Raw genomic sequence first — 15,777 nt, 5'->3', positions numbered from 1 at the left:
CGACCCGAGCCCGCTCGGGATGCCCACGCACGACTGAATTCAAGGTTTTTCATGAACAAGCTCTGCCTTCTGCTCCTCCTGTCCGTGCTCGCGGCGCCGCTGGCCGCCGACACCTTTCGCATCGACGACATTCGCGTGGACGGTCTGCAGCGGATCTCCGAAGGCAACGTGTTCAGCTTCATCCCGGTCGAGGTCGGCGATACGATGAACCCGGCCATGAGCCGCGCGACGATCCGTGATCTGTTCCGCACCGGCTTCTTCGACGACATCACCTTGACCCGCGAAGGCAATGTGCTGGTCATCACGGTCGAGGAACGGCCGGCCATTTCGGACATCGCGATCGCCGGCAACCGCCAGATCAAGACCGAAGACCTGATGCCCGCCCTGGCCGGCATCGGCATCAGCGAAGGCGAGATCTTCAACCAGCTCGAACTCGATCGCGTCCAGCAGGAGCTCGTTCGCCAGTACCACAGTCGCGGCCACTACGCGGCAGAAGTCGATGCTCGCGTCACCCGCCTGGCCCGCAACCGGGTCAACCTGTCGATCTTCATCGACGAGGGCAAGCAGGCCCGCATCCGCCACATCAACATCGTCGGCAACGAGTCCTTCGACGAGGACGAACTGCGCGACGACTTCGAATCCCACGATCGCCGCAGCCTGTACTTCTGGCGCGACAATCATCGCTACACCCGCGAAAAGCTGTCCGGGGACCTCGAGTCCCTGCGTTCCTACTACCTCGATCGTGGCTACATCGATTTCGCCATCGAATCGACCCAGGTCTCGATCAGTCCGGACAAGCAGGACATCTACATCACCGCCAACGTGCGCGAGGGCGAGGTCTACCGGATCAGCGACGTGCAGCTGACCGGCGAACTGATCCTGCCCGAAGAAACCCTCCGGCGCCTGATCCGCGTCGAGCCCGGCGACACCTTCTCGCGCCGGGACATGGAAAGCAGCATGGAGGGCATCACCGCCCTGCTCTCCAACATCGGCTACGCCTTCGCCAACGTCAATCCGATGCCGCGGGTCGATCGCGACACCCGCGAAGTGTCCCTGACCTTCTTCATCGAGCCCGGCAAGCGCGTCTACGTCCGCCGCATCAACTTCACCGGCAACACCCAGACCAAGGACGAAGTGCTGCGCCGCGAGATGCGCCAGTTCGAGGGCGCCTGGTTCTCGCAGCTGGCCCTGGATCGCTCGCGCCAGCGCCTCGAACGCCTCGGCTACTTCGACAACGTCAACTTCGAGACCACGCCCGTCGACGGCAGTGATGACCAGGTCGACATCATGGTCTCCGTCGAGGAGCAGCCCTCGGGCAGCTTCCAGGTCGGCCTCGGTTACTCGCAGTTCCAGGGCATCATCCTGTCCGTGGCCGTCGAGCAGGACAACTTCCTCGGCTCGGGCCGCAAGGTCGGCTTCTCGGTCCAGCGCAGCCGCATCCTGACCCAGGCGGGCTTCAGCTACACCAACCCGTACTTCACCGATGACGGCGTCTCGGCCGGATACTTCCTGCGCTACAGCGAGTTCGACACCCTGGGCCGCTCGTCGAACAACATCGCCTCCTTCTCGACCAGCCAGGCCGCCGCCGGCCTGAACTTCGGCTTCCCGGTGACCGAGCTCGACTTCCTGCGCTTCGGCGCCTCCGCGCAGCGCGTCGACATCAACCTTCCCGGCTTCTTCGGCCCGCCGCCCGAGAACCCGGACGCCCCGATCGAGGAGTGGATCCTGCAGATTCCGGGCGATCGCCCGCTGGGCATCTCCCTCGATGAGGACGGCGACGGGCTGCTGTCCAGCAGCGAGCGTCGCATCACCACCTTCCGTCTCGACGGCACCTGGTCGCGGGACAGCCGGAACCACTACCTGAACCCGACGCGGGGCTCCCTCAACCGCCTGACCGCCGAGGTCGCCCTGCCCGGCTCGACGCGTGAGTTCTTCAAACTCAGCTACCGCTTCCGCAAGTACTGGCCGATCGGCGACACCTGGGCGCTGGGCCTGCGTGGCGACCTGAGCTACGGGGATGCCTACGACAACTACGATGCGGAACTCGGCATCGAGCCGATCGACCCGGAGATCGTCGAAGGCAATCGCCGCACCTGTCTGATCGACGAGGTCGTGACCTTCGACGCCGGCCTGCCCTTCTACGAGCACTACTACGGCGGTGGCGTGTCGGATATCCGCGGCTTCGACGACAACTCGCTCGGACCGAAGGATCAATTCTGCCGGTCCGTGGGTGGGGACCTGAAGGTCGCCGCCGGTCTCGAGCTGGCCTTCCCGCTGCCCTTCGTCGAGTCCAGTGGCACGCGTCTGGCCCTGTTCATCGACGCCGGCAACGTCTATCGCGACTGGGACAGCTTCGATACGGACCTGATCCGCGCCTCTGCCGGCATCGCCCTGACCTGGCGGGCACCCGTGGGACCGATTATCATCAACCTCGCGCGGCCGATCCGCAAGCTGGACGGGGACGACACCCAATCCCTGCAGTTCACCTTCGGCCAGTTCTTCTGACCTGAATGTTGCATGCCTGCTGCCATGACCACGCCGATTGCCCGCCGCGGCCGACCAGCCCCGGGCCCGCTCCGAGCGGGCCGGGCGATGGTGCTGGTCTGCGGGCTCCTCGCCGGCTGGTCACTGCAGGCCCAGGAGAATCTGAGGATCGGCTTCGTCGACATGGTGCGCCTGTTTGACAGCGCACCGCAGCTGATCGCCGCACGCGAGGCCCTGGACGTCGAGTTCCGGCCCCGTAACGAGGCCCTGCTGGCCGACGAGGCCCGGCTGGACTCGCTCAATCGCCAGATGCTCGAGATCCAGAACCCGGGTTCCGAAGAACGTCAGAGCCTGGAGCGGCAGATCAGGAACCTGCAGCGCTCCATCGAACGGCGTCGCGAGGACCTGGCCCAGGAACTTCGTTTCCGCACCAATGCCGAACGCAAGGACATTGAAGACGCCATCCAGATCGCCATCAGCCAGGTGGCCGAAGAGGGTGGTTTCGACCTCATTCTGACCAGCCCGGTGGCCTTTGCCTCCGAGCGAATCGACATCACCCCTCGAATCCTCGCCTGGCTCGAGGCGGACTTCGAGTCTGGCGCGACCGCCGCGGGAGAGACGCCGTGACCCACAGGACCCTTGGCGAACTGGCCGAGCGATTCGAGCTCGAGCTCCGCGGGGACGCCGCGCACCGCATCCGCGGCCTGGCCACGCTGGCCGCCGCCGGGCCGGAAGACCTGGCTTTTCTGGCCAACCCGGCCTACATCGGCCAGCTCGCCGACACGCGCGCCGGCGCGGTGATCGTGGCCGCGGATCAGGCCGAGCGCTGCCCGGGGAACGCCCTGATCAGCCGCGACCCCTACGTGGCCTGGGCGCACATTGCCGCCCACCTGAACCCGGCACCCGCCGCTACACCCGGTCGACATCCGAGCGCCGTCGTGGCGGACTCGGCCTCGGTGGATCCGAGCGCCAGCATCGGCGCCCAGGTCAGCATCGGCGAGCACTGCCGAATCGGCCCGCGAGCCATCATCGGACCCGGCTGCGTGCTCGAAGACGACGCCGAGATCGGTGCCGACTGCCGCCTGGTGGCGCAGGTCTTCATCGGCCGCGAGTGCCGGCTGGACGAGCGGGTGCTGATTCACCCCGGTGTCGTCATCGGCGCGGACGGCTTCGGCCTGGCCTTCGAGCGCGATCACTGGATCAAGGTGCCGCAGATGGGGCGGGTGCGGATCGGTGCCGACTGCGAGATCGGCGCCAACACCACGATCGACCGTGGCGCCATCGAAGACACCGTTCTCGAAGAGGACGTGCGTCTGGATAACCAGGTCCAGATTGCCCACAATGTACGCATCGGCGCGCACACGGCGATCGCCGGCTGCACCGGCATCGCCGGCTCCACGTCCGTAGGACGCTACTGCATGATCGCAGGCGCCTGCGGCATCGCCGGCCATCTGCAGATCACCGACAAGGTGGTCATCACCGCGATGAGCACGGTGCTGGAATCCATCACCGAACCGGGCCAGTACGGCTCGGGCATTCCGGCTCGACCGCAGCGCCAGTGGCAGCGCGTCCTGGTTCGCCTGGGCCAGCTGGACGGCTGGTTCCGACGACTGCGATCGGCGGAGAAATCCATCGACGGCCAGGGCCGTTGAACTGACGAAGACGAAGGCATGAGCGAACAGACTCCCATCGATATCGAGACCATTCTCGGCCTGCTACCGCATCGCTACCCGTTTCTGCTGGTCGACCGGGTACTCGAGTACCACCTGGACGCCCCGCCGCGCATCCGGGCGCTGAAGAACGTGACCATGAACGAGCCCTTCTTCCAGGGCCATTTCCCGGGCCACCCGGTCATGCCCGGCGTGCTGATCCTCGAGGCCATGGCCCAGGCGGCCGGTTGCCTGGCTCATCTGGCCCGCGAAGCCGAGCAGGCCGAGGAGCAGCTCTACTACCTGGTCAAGATCGACAAGGCACGCTTCAACCGCGTCGTCGTCCCGGGCGATCAGCTGATCTTCGAGGTCGAGCAGAAGCGGCTGATGCGGGGCATGGGGCTGTACACCGCCACCACCCTGGTCGATGGCAAGACCGCCTCCAGCGCCGAGATTCTCTGCGCGGCGCGGCCTGCAAGCGCGAAATGATCCACGCCAGCGCCATCATCGAAGACGGCGCCTCGATCGCCGAGGATGTGGAGATCGGGCCGTTCAGCATCATCGGGCCCGAGGTCACGATCGACGCCGGCTGTTGGATCGGACCGCATGTGGTCGTCACCGGGCGCACGCGCATCGGCGCGAACACGCGGATCTTCCAGTTCGCCTCGATCGGAGAGGAACCGCAGGACAAGAAGTACCATGGCGAAGAGTCATCGCTGGAAATCGGCGAAGGCAACACGATCCGCGAGTACGTCACCATCAACCGCGGCACGGCCGATGGCGGCGGCGTGACTCGTCTTGGGGACAACAACTGGCTGATGGCGTACTGCCACATCGCCCACGACTGCCAGGTCGGCTCGAACGTGATCATGGCCAATGGCGCCACCCTGGCCGGCCACGTCATCGTCGGCGACTGGGTGATCTTCGCCGGTTATTCCGGCGCCCACCAGTTCTGCCGGATCGGCGACCACGCCTTCCTCGGCATGTACGGTGGGGTCAATCAGGACGTGCCGGCCTACGTCATGGTCTCCGGTCAGCCGCCACGGCCTCGTGGCATCAATTCAGAAGGCCTCAAGCGGCGCGGCTTCAGCGCCGAGGACATCCGCCACATTCGCGACGCCTACCGCACGATCTACCGCAGCGGCCTGAAGCGCGACGAAGCCCTCGAACTGCTTCGGCAGCGCCTGCCCGAGCAACCCGCCATCGCGGCGATGATCGAATCCGCCGAGGCGAGCCAGCGCGGCCTGCTGCGCTAGGCAGGCATGAAACTGGTGCTCTGTGCCGGAGAGACCTCCGGAGACCAGATCGCCGCCGACCTGGCGCTCGAACTCAAACGCCGGGTTCCCACGATCGAACTGGCCGGTCTAGCTGGTCCGGCCATGCAACGAGCCGGGGTCGAGGCCTGGTTCGATCTCGACGAACTCAATGTCATGGGCCTGAGCGAAGTCATCGCCCACCTGCCCCGCCTGCTGCGTCTGAGGCGAGACTTCAGTCGCCGGATCCTGGCCTGGCAGCCCGACGCCTTCATCGGCGTCGATGCACCCGACTTCAACCTGGGCCTGGCCCGTCGCCTGCGAAAACGCGGCGTCACGACGATGCACTACGTCTCTCCGTCGGTCTGGGCCTGGCGCGCTGGCCGGATTCCGAAGATCGCCCGCTCCCTCGATCTGCTGCTGACCCTGTTCCCCTTCGAGCCCGAGCTGTACCGACCTCATGGCCTCGAGGCCGAGTTCGTCGGCCATCATCTGGCCGACGAGCTGGCCAAGGTCCCTGATCGCCAGGCGGCCCGCAAGACGCTGGGCTTCAGCGAATCGTCCCCGCTGATCGCATTGCTGCCCGGCAGCCGTGGCGGTGAACTCCGCCGCCATGCCAGGCTGATCGGCGAAACGGCACTGCGGCTTCGGGCCCGGCACCCGGCCAGCGAACTGGCCCTGCTGCTCGCCCGCGAGCAGGACCGGGCCCTGATGAGCGAGCTGGCCGGCGAGGCGATGGAACAGGCTGGCCTTCGAATCCTGATCGGGCAGACCCGCCTGGGGCTGCGCGCGGCCGACCTCGCCATCGCCGCCTCCGGCACGGTCACCCTGGAAGCCTTCCTGCTCGGCTGCCCGCTGGTCGTGTACTACCGGCTGGCGCCATCGACCTATGCAATGGCCAGAGCGCTGCGTCTGGTCAAGAGCCAGCACGTCTCCCTGCCCAATATCCTGACCCGACAGGCCCTGGTCCCGGAATGCCTGCAGCACGAGGCCACGGCCGAGCGCCTGAGCAAGGAGGCGCAGCACTGGCTCGAGCATCCGGCACGGGTCGAGGCCTATCGCGAACAGTCCGCCCGATGGGCCGACACCCTGGCCCGCGGCGCCGGGGCCCGCGCCGCCGACGCGATCCTTGCGCACCTCGGGCATGCCTGAGCCGATCCGCATCGCCGGCGTGGACGAAGCCGGCCGCGGTCCGCTGGCCGGGCCCGTCGTCGCCGCCGCCGTCATCCTCGACCCGCGCCGGCCGATTCCCGGCCTGGCCGATTCCAAGGCCCTGTCGGCCAGGAAACGCGAAGCGCTGGCCGAGGCCATCCTCGACCGGGCCCTGGCCGTCGGCATCGGCCTGGCCGAGCCGGACCTGATCGACCGGATCAATATCCTCCAGGCGACCTTCGTGGCCATGCGCCTGGCCGTCGAACAGCTCGACCCGAGCCCGGACCTGGTCCGCATCGATGGCAATCGCCTGCCCCAGCTGGCCGTGCCGGCCCAGGCCATCGTCGGCGGCGACGCCAGCGACTCGGCGATCGGCGCGGCCAGCATCATTGCCAAGACCCACCGCGACCGGTTGATGGTCGAGCTGGACGCCCGCTACCCGGCCTACGGCTTCGCCCGCCACAAGGGCTATCCGACCGCCGCCCACCTGGCCGCCCTGGAGCAGCACGGCCCCTGTCCGGCCCACCGCCAGAGCTTCCGCCCGGTCGTCCAGAACCGCCTGTTCTGAACCGAACTGACCACCCTCCGAGACGCCATGGCAGGGCGCGCGGCTCGCCGCGCACCGTGCCTGCCGGGACGGCCCATGGCCTCAACCCGGTCAGAAATCGGCGCGCTTTTCGCACATCCGAACACAGAGATCAAGTGCAAATTTGCACTTCGTCACACTTTCTTCTATATTCCTCTGCCGAGGGGCTGTAAACCGCTAAACCAAGAGGAGAAAACCAATCATGTTTCGACTTGCCAAGGCAGTCTGCCTTCTAGTCTTGCTGACAACATTCGGTTCCGTATGGGCCAATACGGGAGTGGCCTTCGTCCACGGAACCGGCAAACAGACCAATGCACTGGCCGACTACTGGACCAGTGACATGGTCAACTCGGTCCGTCAGGGCCTGCCGAACCAGGCCAACTACGTGGTCATCAACTGCGATTTCGAGCAGTACATGTGGGATTCGCAGGCCGCGGGCTGCCTGGCCGGCCAGCTGCACAGCTTCATCACCAGCCGCAACATCACCGACCTGGTGGTGCTGACCCACTCCAATGGTGGCAACGTGATGCGCTGGATCATGTCGAACCCGACCTGGGACAGCCGCTACCCGACCGTCATCAACTCCATCCGCTGGGTCAACGCCCTGGCCCCGTCGAGCCTCGGCACGCCGCTGGCCGACGCGGTCATGTCCGGCAACATCTTCGAGGCCTCGCTCGGCTGGCTGCTCGGCTACCAGAGCGACGCAGTCCGCATGCAGCAGACCAGCTGGATGCAGTACTACAACTCGACCTGGCTGCTCGGCACCTCGGGCCGCCCGTCGCTTCCGAAGGGCTTCTGGAACGTCGTGGGGAGCGACGTCCACGCGGCCATCTGGAACGGCGCGTCCTACTGCGGTGGCTACCAGTACCAGGTCGGTCTGGCGATCACCCAGGCCTGGCTGAATTCCTGCTCCGATGGCTTTCTCGAATGTTCGAGCCAGAACGGCGCGGGCTCGCTGTGGTTCTACGACTACCAGCGGACCCAGAGCGGTCGCAAGCTCTCGCACCACCAGAGCCGACGCGACTGCTTCAATCTCGACGTCATTCTGCGCAACGACATCTGAACCGGAGGCCACATGAAACTCATCAAGACACTGACTCTTACCAGCCTGCTGGCCCTGTCGACCATCGCCATGGCACAGGTCGAGTGGCTCCCGGCTGGCAACAACGATCTCCAGGCCAGCCAGCTCGAGCGCAGCGCGCGCAACCTGCCGGCCAGCCTGCATCATGAGAGCGCACCCATCAACTTCGCCTGGGGCCCCGAGCAGGCGCTCCAGGGCCGCCCCTTCAACGGCGGTCCGACCCCGGCCGAAGGCGATCGTCCGCAGGCCACGAGCCGCGGTTACTTCGTCGATGTGACCGGTGCCGAGCTGGCGCGCGGCGTGGAGCTGCCGCTGAGCGCACCGGGCGCGGTCATTCGCGTCTCCGCGCTCGAGTCGGGTTCACGCCTTTCGCTCGATCCGGCGGCGCTTCGCCTGAACATGAACGGCCGCCCCATCAGCGCTGACTTCGGTCAGGGCAATGTGGCCACGGGCCGCGATCTGCGGGATCAGGGCATGCGGGTACCGGAAGACAGCCTGGCCTTCCGCCTCGGCCGCGACAGCTCGGCGGGTCAGCTGCAGCTCAGCCATGGCGGCCTGCCGCAGGATCAGGCCCTGGTCATCCACGTGCACGAGCCGAACAGCGAATGGGTCGCAACCCTCAGTCTTCCGCGCCAGAACTTCCTGAGCGGTGAGGCCCTGACCTTCGATCTCGGCATCGGCAACGCTCGCCAGAGCGTCTCTGCGCGTTCGGTGCAGGCCGTGCTGGTCAGCCCGGATGCCGCCCAGACCTGGCCCCTGGGCCACGCTCGCAACGGCCAGCTGACGATCGCTGCCGCACCGATGGCTGCCCGCATGCAGCCGGGTGCCGGCCTGTACGAAGCGCGCGTCTATGCCGAGACGGAAGTCAATGGCGTGACCGTCCGTCGTGATCTGAGCCTGGCCCTGAACATCGCCCCGGCGATTGCCCGCTTCAACGGTGCGGTCTCCAAGGGCCGTTCGGCGGGTCTGAACCTGAACCTCGGAGTCGAGACCATCGCTTCGGGCCGCTATCAGGTCAATGCCGAGGTCTACGGCACCAATGCCCGGGGTCAGCTCGAGCCGCTGGCCTTCGTCCAGTCCGCCGCCGTGCTCGGCGCCGGCCGTGGCAGCATCCAGCTCGACGTCGATGCCGGTCTGCTGCGCAGCAGTGGTCTGAGCGCGCCCTACGAGGTGCGCAATCTGATGCTGCTGGACCAGGGCCGCATGTACCTGCTCGAACAGCGCGAGCGCGCCCTGCACATCGCTCGCTAATCCACTCCGTCCGAACGGACAAGGGGCCGCCGGCGACCTTCGGGTCGCCGGTTTTTTTTGCGCATGACACTCAGCCATATAAAGAAGGGATTGAACCACAGATTGCGCAGATGAGCGCAGATTGATTTCGATGCCTTGGGTTCATTCAAGTCCATAGGCAGAACCGGGGCCCTGAGCTCGCCCGGAGACTGAGTTCAGGAGCGATCCCGACGCCTGGCCGCCTCAGCCCGTTCTGAAGCCGGGTGATGGGATGGCCGACCCCGGGTCCAGCGACTCGACCCGATCGACCCGCGCCGCTGCCGGCCCCTTGCTCAGCCAGGCTTCCAGCGCATCGAGTGCAGCAGCCTCGCCGTGAGCCAGGACTTCGACGGCGCCGTCGGCCAGATTGATGGCGTGGCCGCTCAGGCCCAGGGGCTCGGCCTGGCGCCGGGTGGAGGCACGGAAGAACACGCCCTGCACTCGGCCTTCGATGCGCCAGCGGCGGGTCTCGGCCATCCGCCTCAACCGTTGCTGTCGATCCAGCCGCTGATCTGCTCGCCCGTGACCGGGCCGATCCAGGTCTGGGCCAGCCTGCCGTCCGGATCGATCAGGTAGGTGGTCGGCAGGGCCCGCGGGGCGCCGAAGGCGCTGGGCGGGTCGTAGACGTCGACCAGCAGGATCGGATAGGTGGCCGGGTACTCGACCAGAAACTCGCGAAAGACCTCGACCTCCGTGTCTTCGAAGGCCAGCCCCAGCACCGTGATGTCGGCGCGGCTGTCGTGCAGGTTGGACAGGTCGGGGATTTCCTTGCGGCAGGGCGCGCACCAGGTGGCCCAGTAGTTGACCACGACCCAGTCGCCACGATAGTCGTCCAGGGCGTGATCGCGTCCGTCGAGATCCGGCAGGCTGAAGGCAATGGTCGGGGCCTCCGGCGACGCGGACTCGGCGATGCTCGAATCGCTGTCGGCCAGGGCATGGCCCGCAAGCAGGCTCAGGACCAGAATCAGACGGCTCATTCCTTTTCCTCCAGATGGTACTGCAGCAGGGACTTGATGGACTGTTCCATCATGCCATGGGCGCGGTGATCGACGGGTCGAAGTCGCTCGACCAGGGCTCGGTCCCAGTGGCTGTCGACGGGCAGGGCCTCGAGCTCCCCGACCGGCAGCACGAAGGGACCCGAACGATACAGCTCGCCCAGGGTCAGCTCGTCGAGATCGGCGCTGAGCAGCCAATCGCCCTCGTCGTCCAGATGGATCATCCGAGCCGCATGCAGGACCTCGAGCAAGCGCTGGATCTGCGCTTCGCTGGCGCTGGGCTCGCGCTGGCCCAGGTCCTGGACCGACAGGGCCTGGCCACGACGCTGGGCCTGCCAGAAATGGCCGAGCAGGCGCAGAGCCAGCAGTAGTTCGTAGCGGCGCTCGAAGCGCTGCTCGGCACGCTGGTAGTTGAAGGTCGTCAGGGCCGCCGACAGGCTGGCGCCGAGCAGCACGACCACCCAGCTGACATAGATCCAGACCAGGAAGATCGGCACCGTGGCCAGGGCGCCGTAGAGGCGCTCGTAGGTCGGGAAATGCGTCACGTAGAGCACGAAGCCGCGCTTGGCCGCCTCGAACAGCAGGGCCGACACCAGGGCCCCGGCCAGGGCATGGTGGACGCGAACCCGCCGATTGGGCACGACCAGGAAGACCAGGGCAAAGCCGATCATCGCGACGAAGAACGGCGTGGTATTCAGAATGAAGGCCTGCATGGCCCCGCGGACGGCCTCGGGCGCGAGCAGGGGCAAGGCGGCCAGATAGGAGGTCAGACCGAGGCTGGCGCCCATCAGCATCGGCCCCAGGGTCAGCACGGCCCAGTAGGTGATCAGGCGCGAACCGATCCGCCGCGGCGTGCTGACGCGCCAGATCCGATTGAAGCTCTTCTCGATGGTGGCCATCAACAGGATCGCGGTGACGACCAGGAAAACGGTGCCCGCGCCCGTCAGGCCCGCCGTGCGCCCGACGAATTCCTGCAGGTAGAGCTGAACCTGGTCACCGGCCGCCGGCACGAAGTTCTGGAAGATGTAGGTCTCGATGTCGTTCGCCCACTGATCGAAGACGGGAAAGGCCGACACCACGCCGAACATCACCGCCATCAGCGGCACCAGGGCCAGCAGGCTGGTGTAGCTGAGCGCGCCGGCCGCCTCGAAACTGCGATCGAATCGGAACTGCTGCCACAGATGCACCGAGAAGGCCCTGAGCCAGGCCAGGTCGGTCAGTGCGGCCAGCGGCGTCAGCGGCTCGTTGGCTTTCTCCATTGACTTCGGGCGGGTAGACTTGCCGTCGACCGTCTTCTGCCCATCGGATTTGTTCATGACCGTTACCATCTATCACAATCCTCGCTGCTCCAAGAGCCGTCAGACCCTGGCCCTGATCGAGGACAAAGGCATCACGCCCGAGGTGGTCCGCTATCTGGACTCGCCGCCCTCGAAGGCCGAACTCAAGCGTATCATCGGCCTGCTCGGCTGTTCAGTCCATGATCTGATTCGCAGCGGCGAGAGCGAGTACCGCGAGCTGGGCCTGTCGAAGGACACGCCGGATTCAACACTGATCGACGCCATGGTCAGCCACCCGCGCCTGATCCAGCGCCCGATCGTCATCCACGATGGCCAGGCCCGCCTGGGCCGGCCACCCGAGCAGGTGCTGGAGATCCTGGAATGACCCAGGTCCTGATCGTCGTGCATTCCGTGCACGGCAACACCCTGGCGATGGCCCGAGAAGTCGCTCGGGGCGTCGAGGAGATCGAGGGCGCCGAGGCCCGCCTGCGCGCCGTCGAGCCGATCACCTCGGCCATCGACCCGAAGCCTCGCGAGCTGCCCGAGGACGGGCCGTCCCTGGTCGAGAAGCGCGATCTGCACGACTGCGACGCGATGATCCTCGGTAGCCCGACCCGCTTCGGCAACATGGCCTCGGCGATGAAGCACTTTCTCGACGGCACCGGCTCCGAGTGGTTCTCCGGCGCCCTGGCGGGCAAGCCCGCCGGCGTGTTCACCTCCACCTCGACCCTGCACGGCGGCCAGGAAGCCACCCTGCTGAGCATGATGGTGCCCCTGCTGCACCACGGCATGGTCCTGGTCGGCCTGCCCTACACGGAGCCGGCCCTGACCCGCACCCGAAGCGGCGGCACGCCCTACGGCCCCAGTCATCTGGCCGGGCCGGACAGCGACCGCCCCCTCGACGAGGACGAGCGGCGACTCTGCCGCCTGCTCGGTCGCCGCGTAGCCGACATGGCGGGCCGCCTGAAATGATTTCCCTGAGCTGGTGTCGCTGGAGCCTGCTCGGCCTGGTGCTGCTGCAGCCGCTGTGGTTCGCCTGGTGGAGCCCGCCGAGCAGCGTGCCGGTCTGGCTGGTGCTGGGCCTTGCCCTGCTGCCGCTGCTGCTCGTGCTGCCGGGCAGCTGGCGCCTGAATGGTCGTAGCCTGGTGATCGCCGGCTGCCTGCTGATGGGCTATTTCTGCATCGGCGTCATGGAGGCCTGGGCCAGCCCGGCGGCCCGCTGGCCCGCCCTGCTTCAGGTGCTGCTCTGCCTGTTGTTCTTTACTGGACTGGCAACGATTCGGCGGGTTCGAGCCAGCTCCGACTGAGACGTCGAAGCTCGTCGAGACGTTCGGCGGCAAAATCCATTTCGGGACTGACCTGCCCCAGCTCTCTCATGGGTACCGGCAGTTCACGCCAGCGCTCGCGAAAGGCCGTCAGTCGATCGCGGCCGATCGCGGCCGCCTGGGCCAGCGGAACGCCGGAGTCGCGCAACTGACGCAGCCGATCGCGGGTCAACAGGCCGCTCTCGCCGGACAGCAGCGCCCGGACTTCTTCATCGTGACGGATCACGCGCGGATAGTGGAGTTCGAGAATCCGCCGAAGCAGGCCGGTGTTGTCCGCCACCTCGGCCATCGCCGTGGCCAGGGGATCGTTCTCGACCGCGTTCAGGGGACTGAGCAGACGCGTGGCGAGCTGGCGCTCCCGACGACTGGCCAGGCTGCTCAGTTCGGCCTGGACCTCCAGGGCCAGCTCCGTGCCCGCGCTCGATTCGATCGACTCGACCCGATCGCCGGTGACGAACCAGTCCCGCCATTCCGCTCCCAGCTCCCAGTTGGCCAGGATTTCGGCCTCCGCCGTGGTCGGCTGGCTGACGAAATAGGTCAGACGATCCGGGACCAGGCCCAAGTGACCTGTGGGCAGCTGGCTGGGGATCGGCTGGCCGGCGAGCTCGTCGGGGCAGTCCATTTCGAGCACGGCCGGGTCCGACGAGGCGAACAGGTAGTGGCGGGGTTCGGCCGCACGGAGGCGCTGCCGGAAGACGACTTCGGTGACCCCCTCCCGATCGAAGCTGCCGACCAGATCGAAGCTCAGATAGCCGTCGTAGTTGGCGACGCGCGGGTCCTCGTTGGCGGCGGGCCGCTGCTGGCGATCGACCCATCGTACTTCGTCGTAGCAGAGCGATAGCTGACCCATCCGCAGCTGGTCTGCCAGCAGATAGGCATTCGGAAACTGCCCGAGCAGGGCCCGACTGACGGGCAGCGCCGCGCGAACCCCGCAGACCTGGGCCTCGGGACAGGGTCCCACGGTCAGCGCTTCAGGACGATAGCCGGTCTGCTGCGCCGCATCGCCATCGAGATCGATGTCGGCAAGCGGGCGGGTGACCTCGGCGTAGAAGAGCCCGGAGGCTTCGACGACGCGCTGGCCCAGGCTCACCAGCGCACGCTCATGGAGATCGAGCAGACGCTCGACCGGATCCCGCCGCTGCCCGCCGGTGCCGGTCAGGCAGTCGATGAAGGCCTCCGCCTCGACGCGCTGACGGTTCGCCTGCCGTGCGAAGACATCGACCGCTTCACGCCAGCGCGGCGAATCGAAGAACACCGGCCGTTGCGAGACCCAGCTTGCCAGGTACTGGGCCAGTAGCGACCATTCCAGCGGATTCTCCCAGGACGGCGCCGTGCAGCTGGAACCCAATAACCAGTTCAGATGCCCATCCAGGTAGGCCGCGCGCTGCCAGCTGACCAGGCCCATCTCGCGCCGCAGGAACAGCGCCGAATACGGCCCGTCGCCATCCCCGACGAGTTCCTCCCGGCCCAGCTGGGTACTCATGAGCTCGACCAGGCGCTCGAGGCAGCGCTCGAAGACCTCCCTTGGCAGCGGCCCCACGAGCAGGGGATCGGCCGTGCAGGAGGCCACCGCCGCGCGCAGGTCTTCGCGGACGGGCTGATCGAGATAGTAGGCCGCATCACCCGCGAACAGGGCCAGGCGCGCATAGGCGTCGGCCAGCTCCGCCATGGCGGCGGCCACGCCGGCCGCTTCACCGGCCAGGTTCAGGGCCGCGTCTTCGAGCAGGGCCAGGATCGCCGGCAGATCCGAATCGGTCTGGCGCAGGTTGCGCCCTGGCTCGGCGCTGAAGGACTCGAGCAGAGCCGCCATTGCGGCGGCTTCCGAGGCTGGCGCTTCCAGGCCGGTGATTCTGGACAGGGCTTCCAGCGACAGCCAGGCGGCGTTCAGACGCTCGCCCCGGGCCCAGGCGCGTCCAGCTTCGATGCGAATGATCTCGGCACGCAGCGCCGCCTTTTCCTGTGCGTCTTCGAGCTCGGCCAGGCGGCGAACCCGCCCTGCCTGCTCCAGTGCCTCGGCCTCCGGCTCGGGCAGCCCCGCCGGTACCGAGAGGCCGTCCGCGGCCGTTGCCGGTGCGCCCTCTTCGGGATCGGCCGCCTCGTCCATCTCCTCACCCTCAGCGCCCGGCAGTTCGGATTCGACGGGCTCAGCGGGCGGCGGGCGCATCAGGGTCTGCCAGTAGGCTTCGATTTCACTGGCCGGGTCGACCACAGCCACCGATGCGAGCCTGGCGGCAAGGCGATTCCAGACCTCGGGCGCCTGGAGTGCGATGAGCGACTGCATCCGGGCCAGGCGACCCGCTTGGCGGTCGGGGGCGAGCAATTCGGACACCCGATCCAGATCGGGCGTGGGCAAGGCGCTGTCGAGGGTCTGGAGATTTCGCTCTCGGGCGTGCACCAGCCAGGCGAACAGGCCATCGGCCATCGGCGCCTGCTCTGGCAGCACCTGATCGGCGGCTGCGGCCAGCGCGAGACGATGGGTCTCGACACCCGCACGCCATTGACCGGCATCGGTCTCGGGTTCGGCCAGCCAGAGCTCCAGGGCGAGACTCGCCTGACGCGCCCGATCGGCCGTCGACGCCTGCCAGTGCCAGGCAAGGGCCGCGTCGGACAGGGCCGCAGCCAGCGGCGAGCTCGAGCAGGCCAGAAGCAGCGCCAGTGCAGTCATCGGGACGAATCGTGTCATGCCGCTATACTACCGTGCCCGAT

16 protein-coding genes are annotated in these 15,777 nt (G+C 67.1%); 12 read left to right on the top strand and 4 right to left on the bottom strand.

Annotation, left to right across the window (positions count from 1 at the left end):
* Positions 1-51: 51 nt before the first annotated feature.
* From bamA to WM2015_RS02135, 9 genes are all read left to right on the top strand, one after another.
* Positions 52-2,505 carry an outer membrane protein assembly factor BamA gene (bamA, locus tag WM2015_RS02175; RefSeq protein WP_049724496.1) on the top strand — a complete coding sequence of 818 codons (2,454 nt, stop codon included), beginning with the start codon at positions 52-54 and terminating at the stop codon, positions 2,503-2,505.
* Between the two features lie 12 nt (positions 2,506-2,517).
* Entirely contained in the window at positions 2,518-3,111 is a 594-nt protein-coding gene (locus tag WM2015_RS02170; protein WP_082169357.1) for an OmpH/Skp family outer membrane protein, read from the top strand.
* The gene (gene lpxD, locus WM2015_RS02165; protein WP_049724494.1) at positions 3,108-4,136 is read left to right on the top strand and encodes a UDP-3-O-(3-hydroxymyristoyl)glucosamine N-acyltransferase; all 1,029 of its coding nucleotides are present in this window, start codon (positions 3,108-3,110) and stop codon (positions 4,134-4,136) included. Before WM2015_RS02170 ends, lpxD begins: the two co-directional genes overlap by 4 nt.
* An 18-nt stretch (positions 4,137-4,154) precedes the next feature.
* Complete coding sequence (fabZ, locus tag WM2015_RS02160) at positions 4,155-4,622, top strand: 3-hydroxyacyl-ACP dehydratase FabZ (RefSeq protein WP_049724493.1); 468 nt, start codon at positions 4,155-4,157, stop codon at positions 4,620-4,622.
* Entirely contained in the window at positions 4,619-5,389 is a 771-nt protein-coding gene (gene lpxA / locus WM2015_RS02155; RefSeq protein WP_049724492.1) for an acyl-ACP--UDP-N-acetylglucosamine O-acyltransferase, read from the top strand. The genes fabZ and lpxA overlap by 4 nt, the downstream gene beginning before the upstream one ends.
* Positions 5,390-5,395: 6 nt before the next feature.
* Positions 5,396-6,538 carry a lipid-A-disaccharide synthase gene (gene lpxB / locus WM2015_RS02150; protein WP_049724491.1) on the top strand — a complete coding sequence of 381 codons (1,143 nt, stop codon included), beginning with the start codon at positions 5,396-5,398 and terminating at the stop codon, positions 6,536-6,538.
* Positions 6,531-7,106: a ribonuclease HII gene (gene rnhB, locus WM2015_RS02145; protein ID WP_049724490.1), complete on the top strand. Its 576-nt coding sequence runs from the start codon at positions 6,531-6,533 to the stop codon at positions 7,104-7,106. Before lpxB ends, rnhB begins: the two co-directional genes overlap by 8 nt.
* A 295-nt stretch (positions 7,107-7,401) precedes the next feature.
* A complete protein-coding gene (locus WM2015_RS02140; RefSeq protein WP_211260952.1) occupies positions 7,402-8,187 on the top strand; it encodes a hypothetical protein in 786 nt (261 codons plus the stop codon).
* Positions 8,188-8,199: 12 nt separating this feature from the next.
* A complete protein-coding gene (locus WM2015_RS02135; RefSeq protein ID WP_049724488.1) occupies positions 8,200-9,456 on the top strand; it encodes a DUF4785 domain-containing protein in 1,257 nt (418 codons plus the stop codon).
* A 222-nt stretch (positions 9,457-9,678) separates the two neighbouring features.
* Here WM2015_RS02135 and WM2015_RS02130 read toward each other — a convergent pair whose 3' ends face one another.
* From WM2015_RS02130 to WM2015_RS02120, 3 genes are read right to left on the bottom strand one after another with little or no spacing between them, the layout of a single operon-like run.
* Positions 9,679-9,951 (bottom strand): acylphosphatase, encoded by a 273-nt coding sequence (locus tag WM2015_RS02130; RefSeq protein ID WP_049724487.1) that lies wholly within the window; start codon positions 9,949-9,951, stop codon positions 9,679-9,681.
* A gap of 5 nt (positions 9,952-9,956) precedes the next feature.
* Complete coding sequence (locus WM2015_RS02125; RefSeq protein ID WP_049724486.1) at positions 9,957-10,451, bottom strand: TlpA family protein disulfide reductase; 495 nt, start codon at positions 10,449-10,451, stop codon at positions 9,957-9,959.
* On the bottom strand, positions 10,448-11,785 hold the full coding sequence (locus WM2015_RS02120; protein WP_049724485.1) for a virulence factor BrkB family protein: 1,338 nt from the start codon (positions 11,783-11,785) through the stop codon (positions 10,448-10,450). Before WM2015_RS02120 ends, WM2015_RS02125 begins: the two co-directional genes overlap by 4 nt.
* Between WM2015_RS02120 and arsC the strand changes: the two genes are divergently transcribed.
* From arsC to WM2015_RS02105, 3 genes are read left to right on the top strand one after another with little or no spacing between them, the layout of a single operon-like run.
* Positions 11,784-12,131, top strand: coding sequence for an arsenate reductase (glutaredoxin) (gene arsC / locus WM2015_RS02115; RefSeq protein WP_049724484.1), 348 nt, complete (start codon positions 11,784-11,786; stop codon positions 12,129-12,131). The two genes, WM2015_RS02120 and arsC, sit on opposite strands and share 2 nt — an antisense overlap.
* Positions 12,128-12,718, top strand: a complete 591-nt coding sequence (wrbA, locus tag WM2015_RS02110) for an NAD(P)H:quinone oxidoreductase (protein ID WP_049724483.1) — start codon at positions 12,128-12,130, stop codon at positions 12,716-12,718. Before arsC ends, wrbA begins: the two co-directional genes overlap by 4 nt.
* Entirely contained in the window at positions 12,715-13,053 is a 339-nt protein-coding gene (locus WM2015_RS02105) for a DUF2069 domain-containing protein (RefSeq protein WP_049724482.1), read from the top strand. The genes wrbA and WM2015_RS02105 overlap by 4 nt, the downstream gene beginning before the upstream one ends.
* On the opposite strand, the gene WM2015_RS02100 is transcribed toward WM2015_RS02105, so the two are convergent.
* Positions 13,007-15,736, bottom strand: a complete 2,730-nt coding sequence (locus WM2015_RS02100) for a hypothetical protein (RefSeq protein ID WP_049724481.1) — start codon at positions 15,734-15,736, stop codon at positions 13,007-13,009. The genes WM2015_RS02105 and WM2015_RS02100 overlap by 47 nt on opposite strands.
* Positions 15,737-15,777 lie beyond the last annotated feature (41 nt).

The organism is Wenzhouxiangella marina (genome assembly GCF_001187785.1).
Taxonomy (GTDB): Bacteria; Pseudomonadota; Gammaproteobacteria; order Xanthomonadales; family Wenzhouxiangellaceae; genus Wenzhouxiangella; species Wenzhouxiangella marina.
This window is presented reverse-complemented; position numbering and strand designations above follow the sequence as displayed.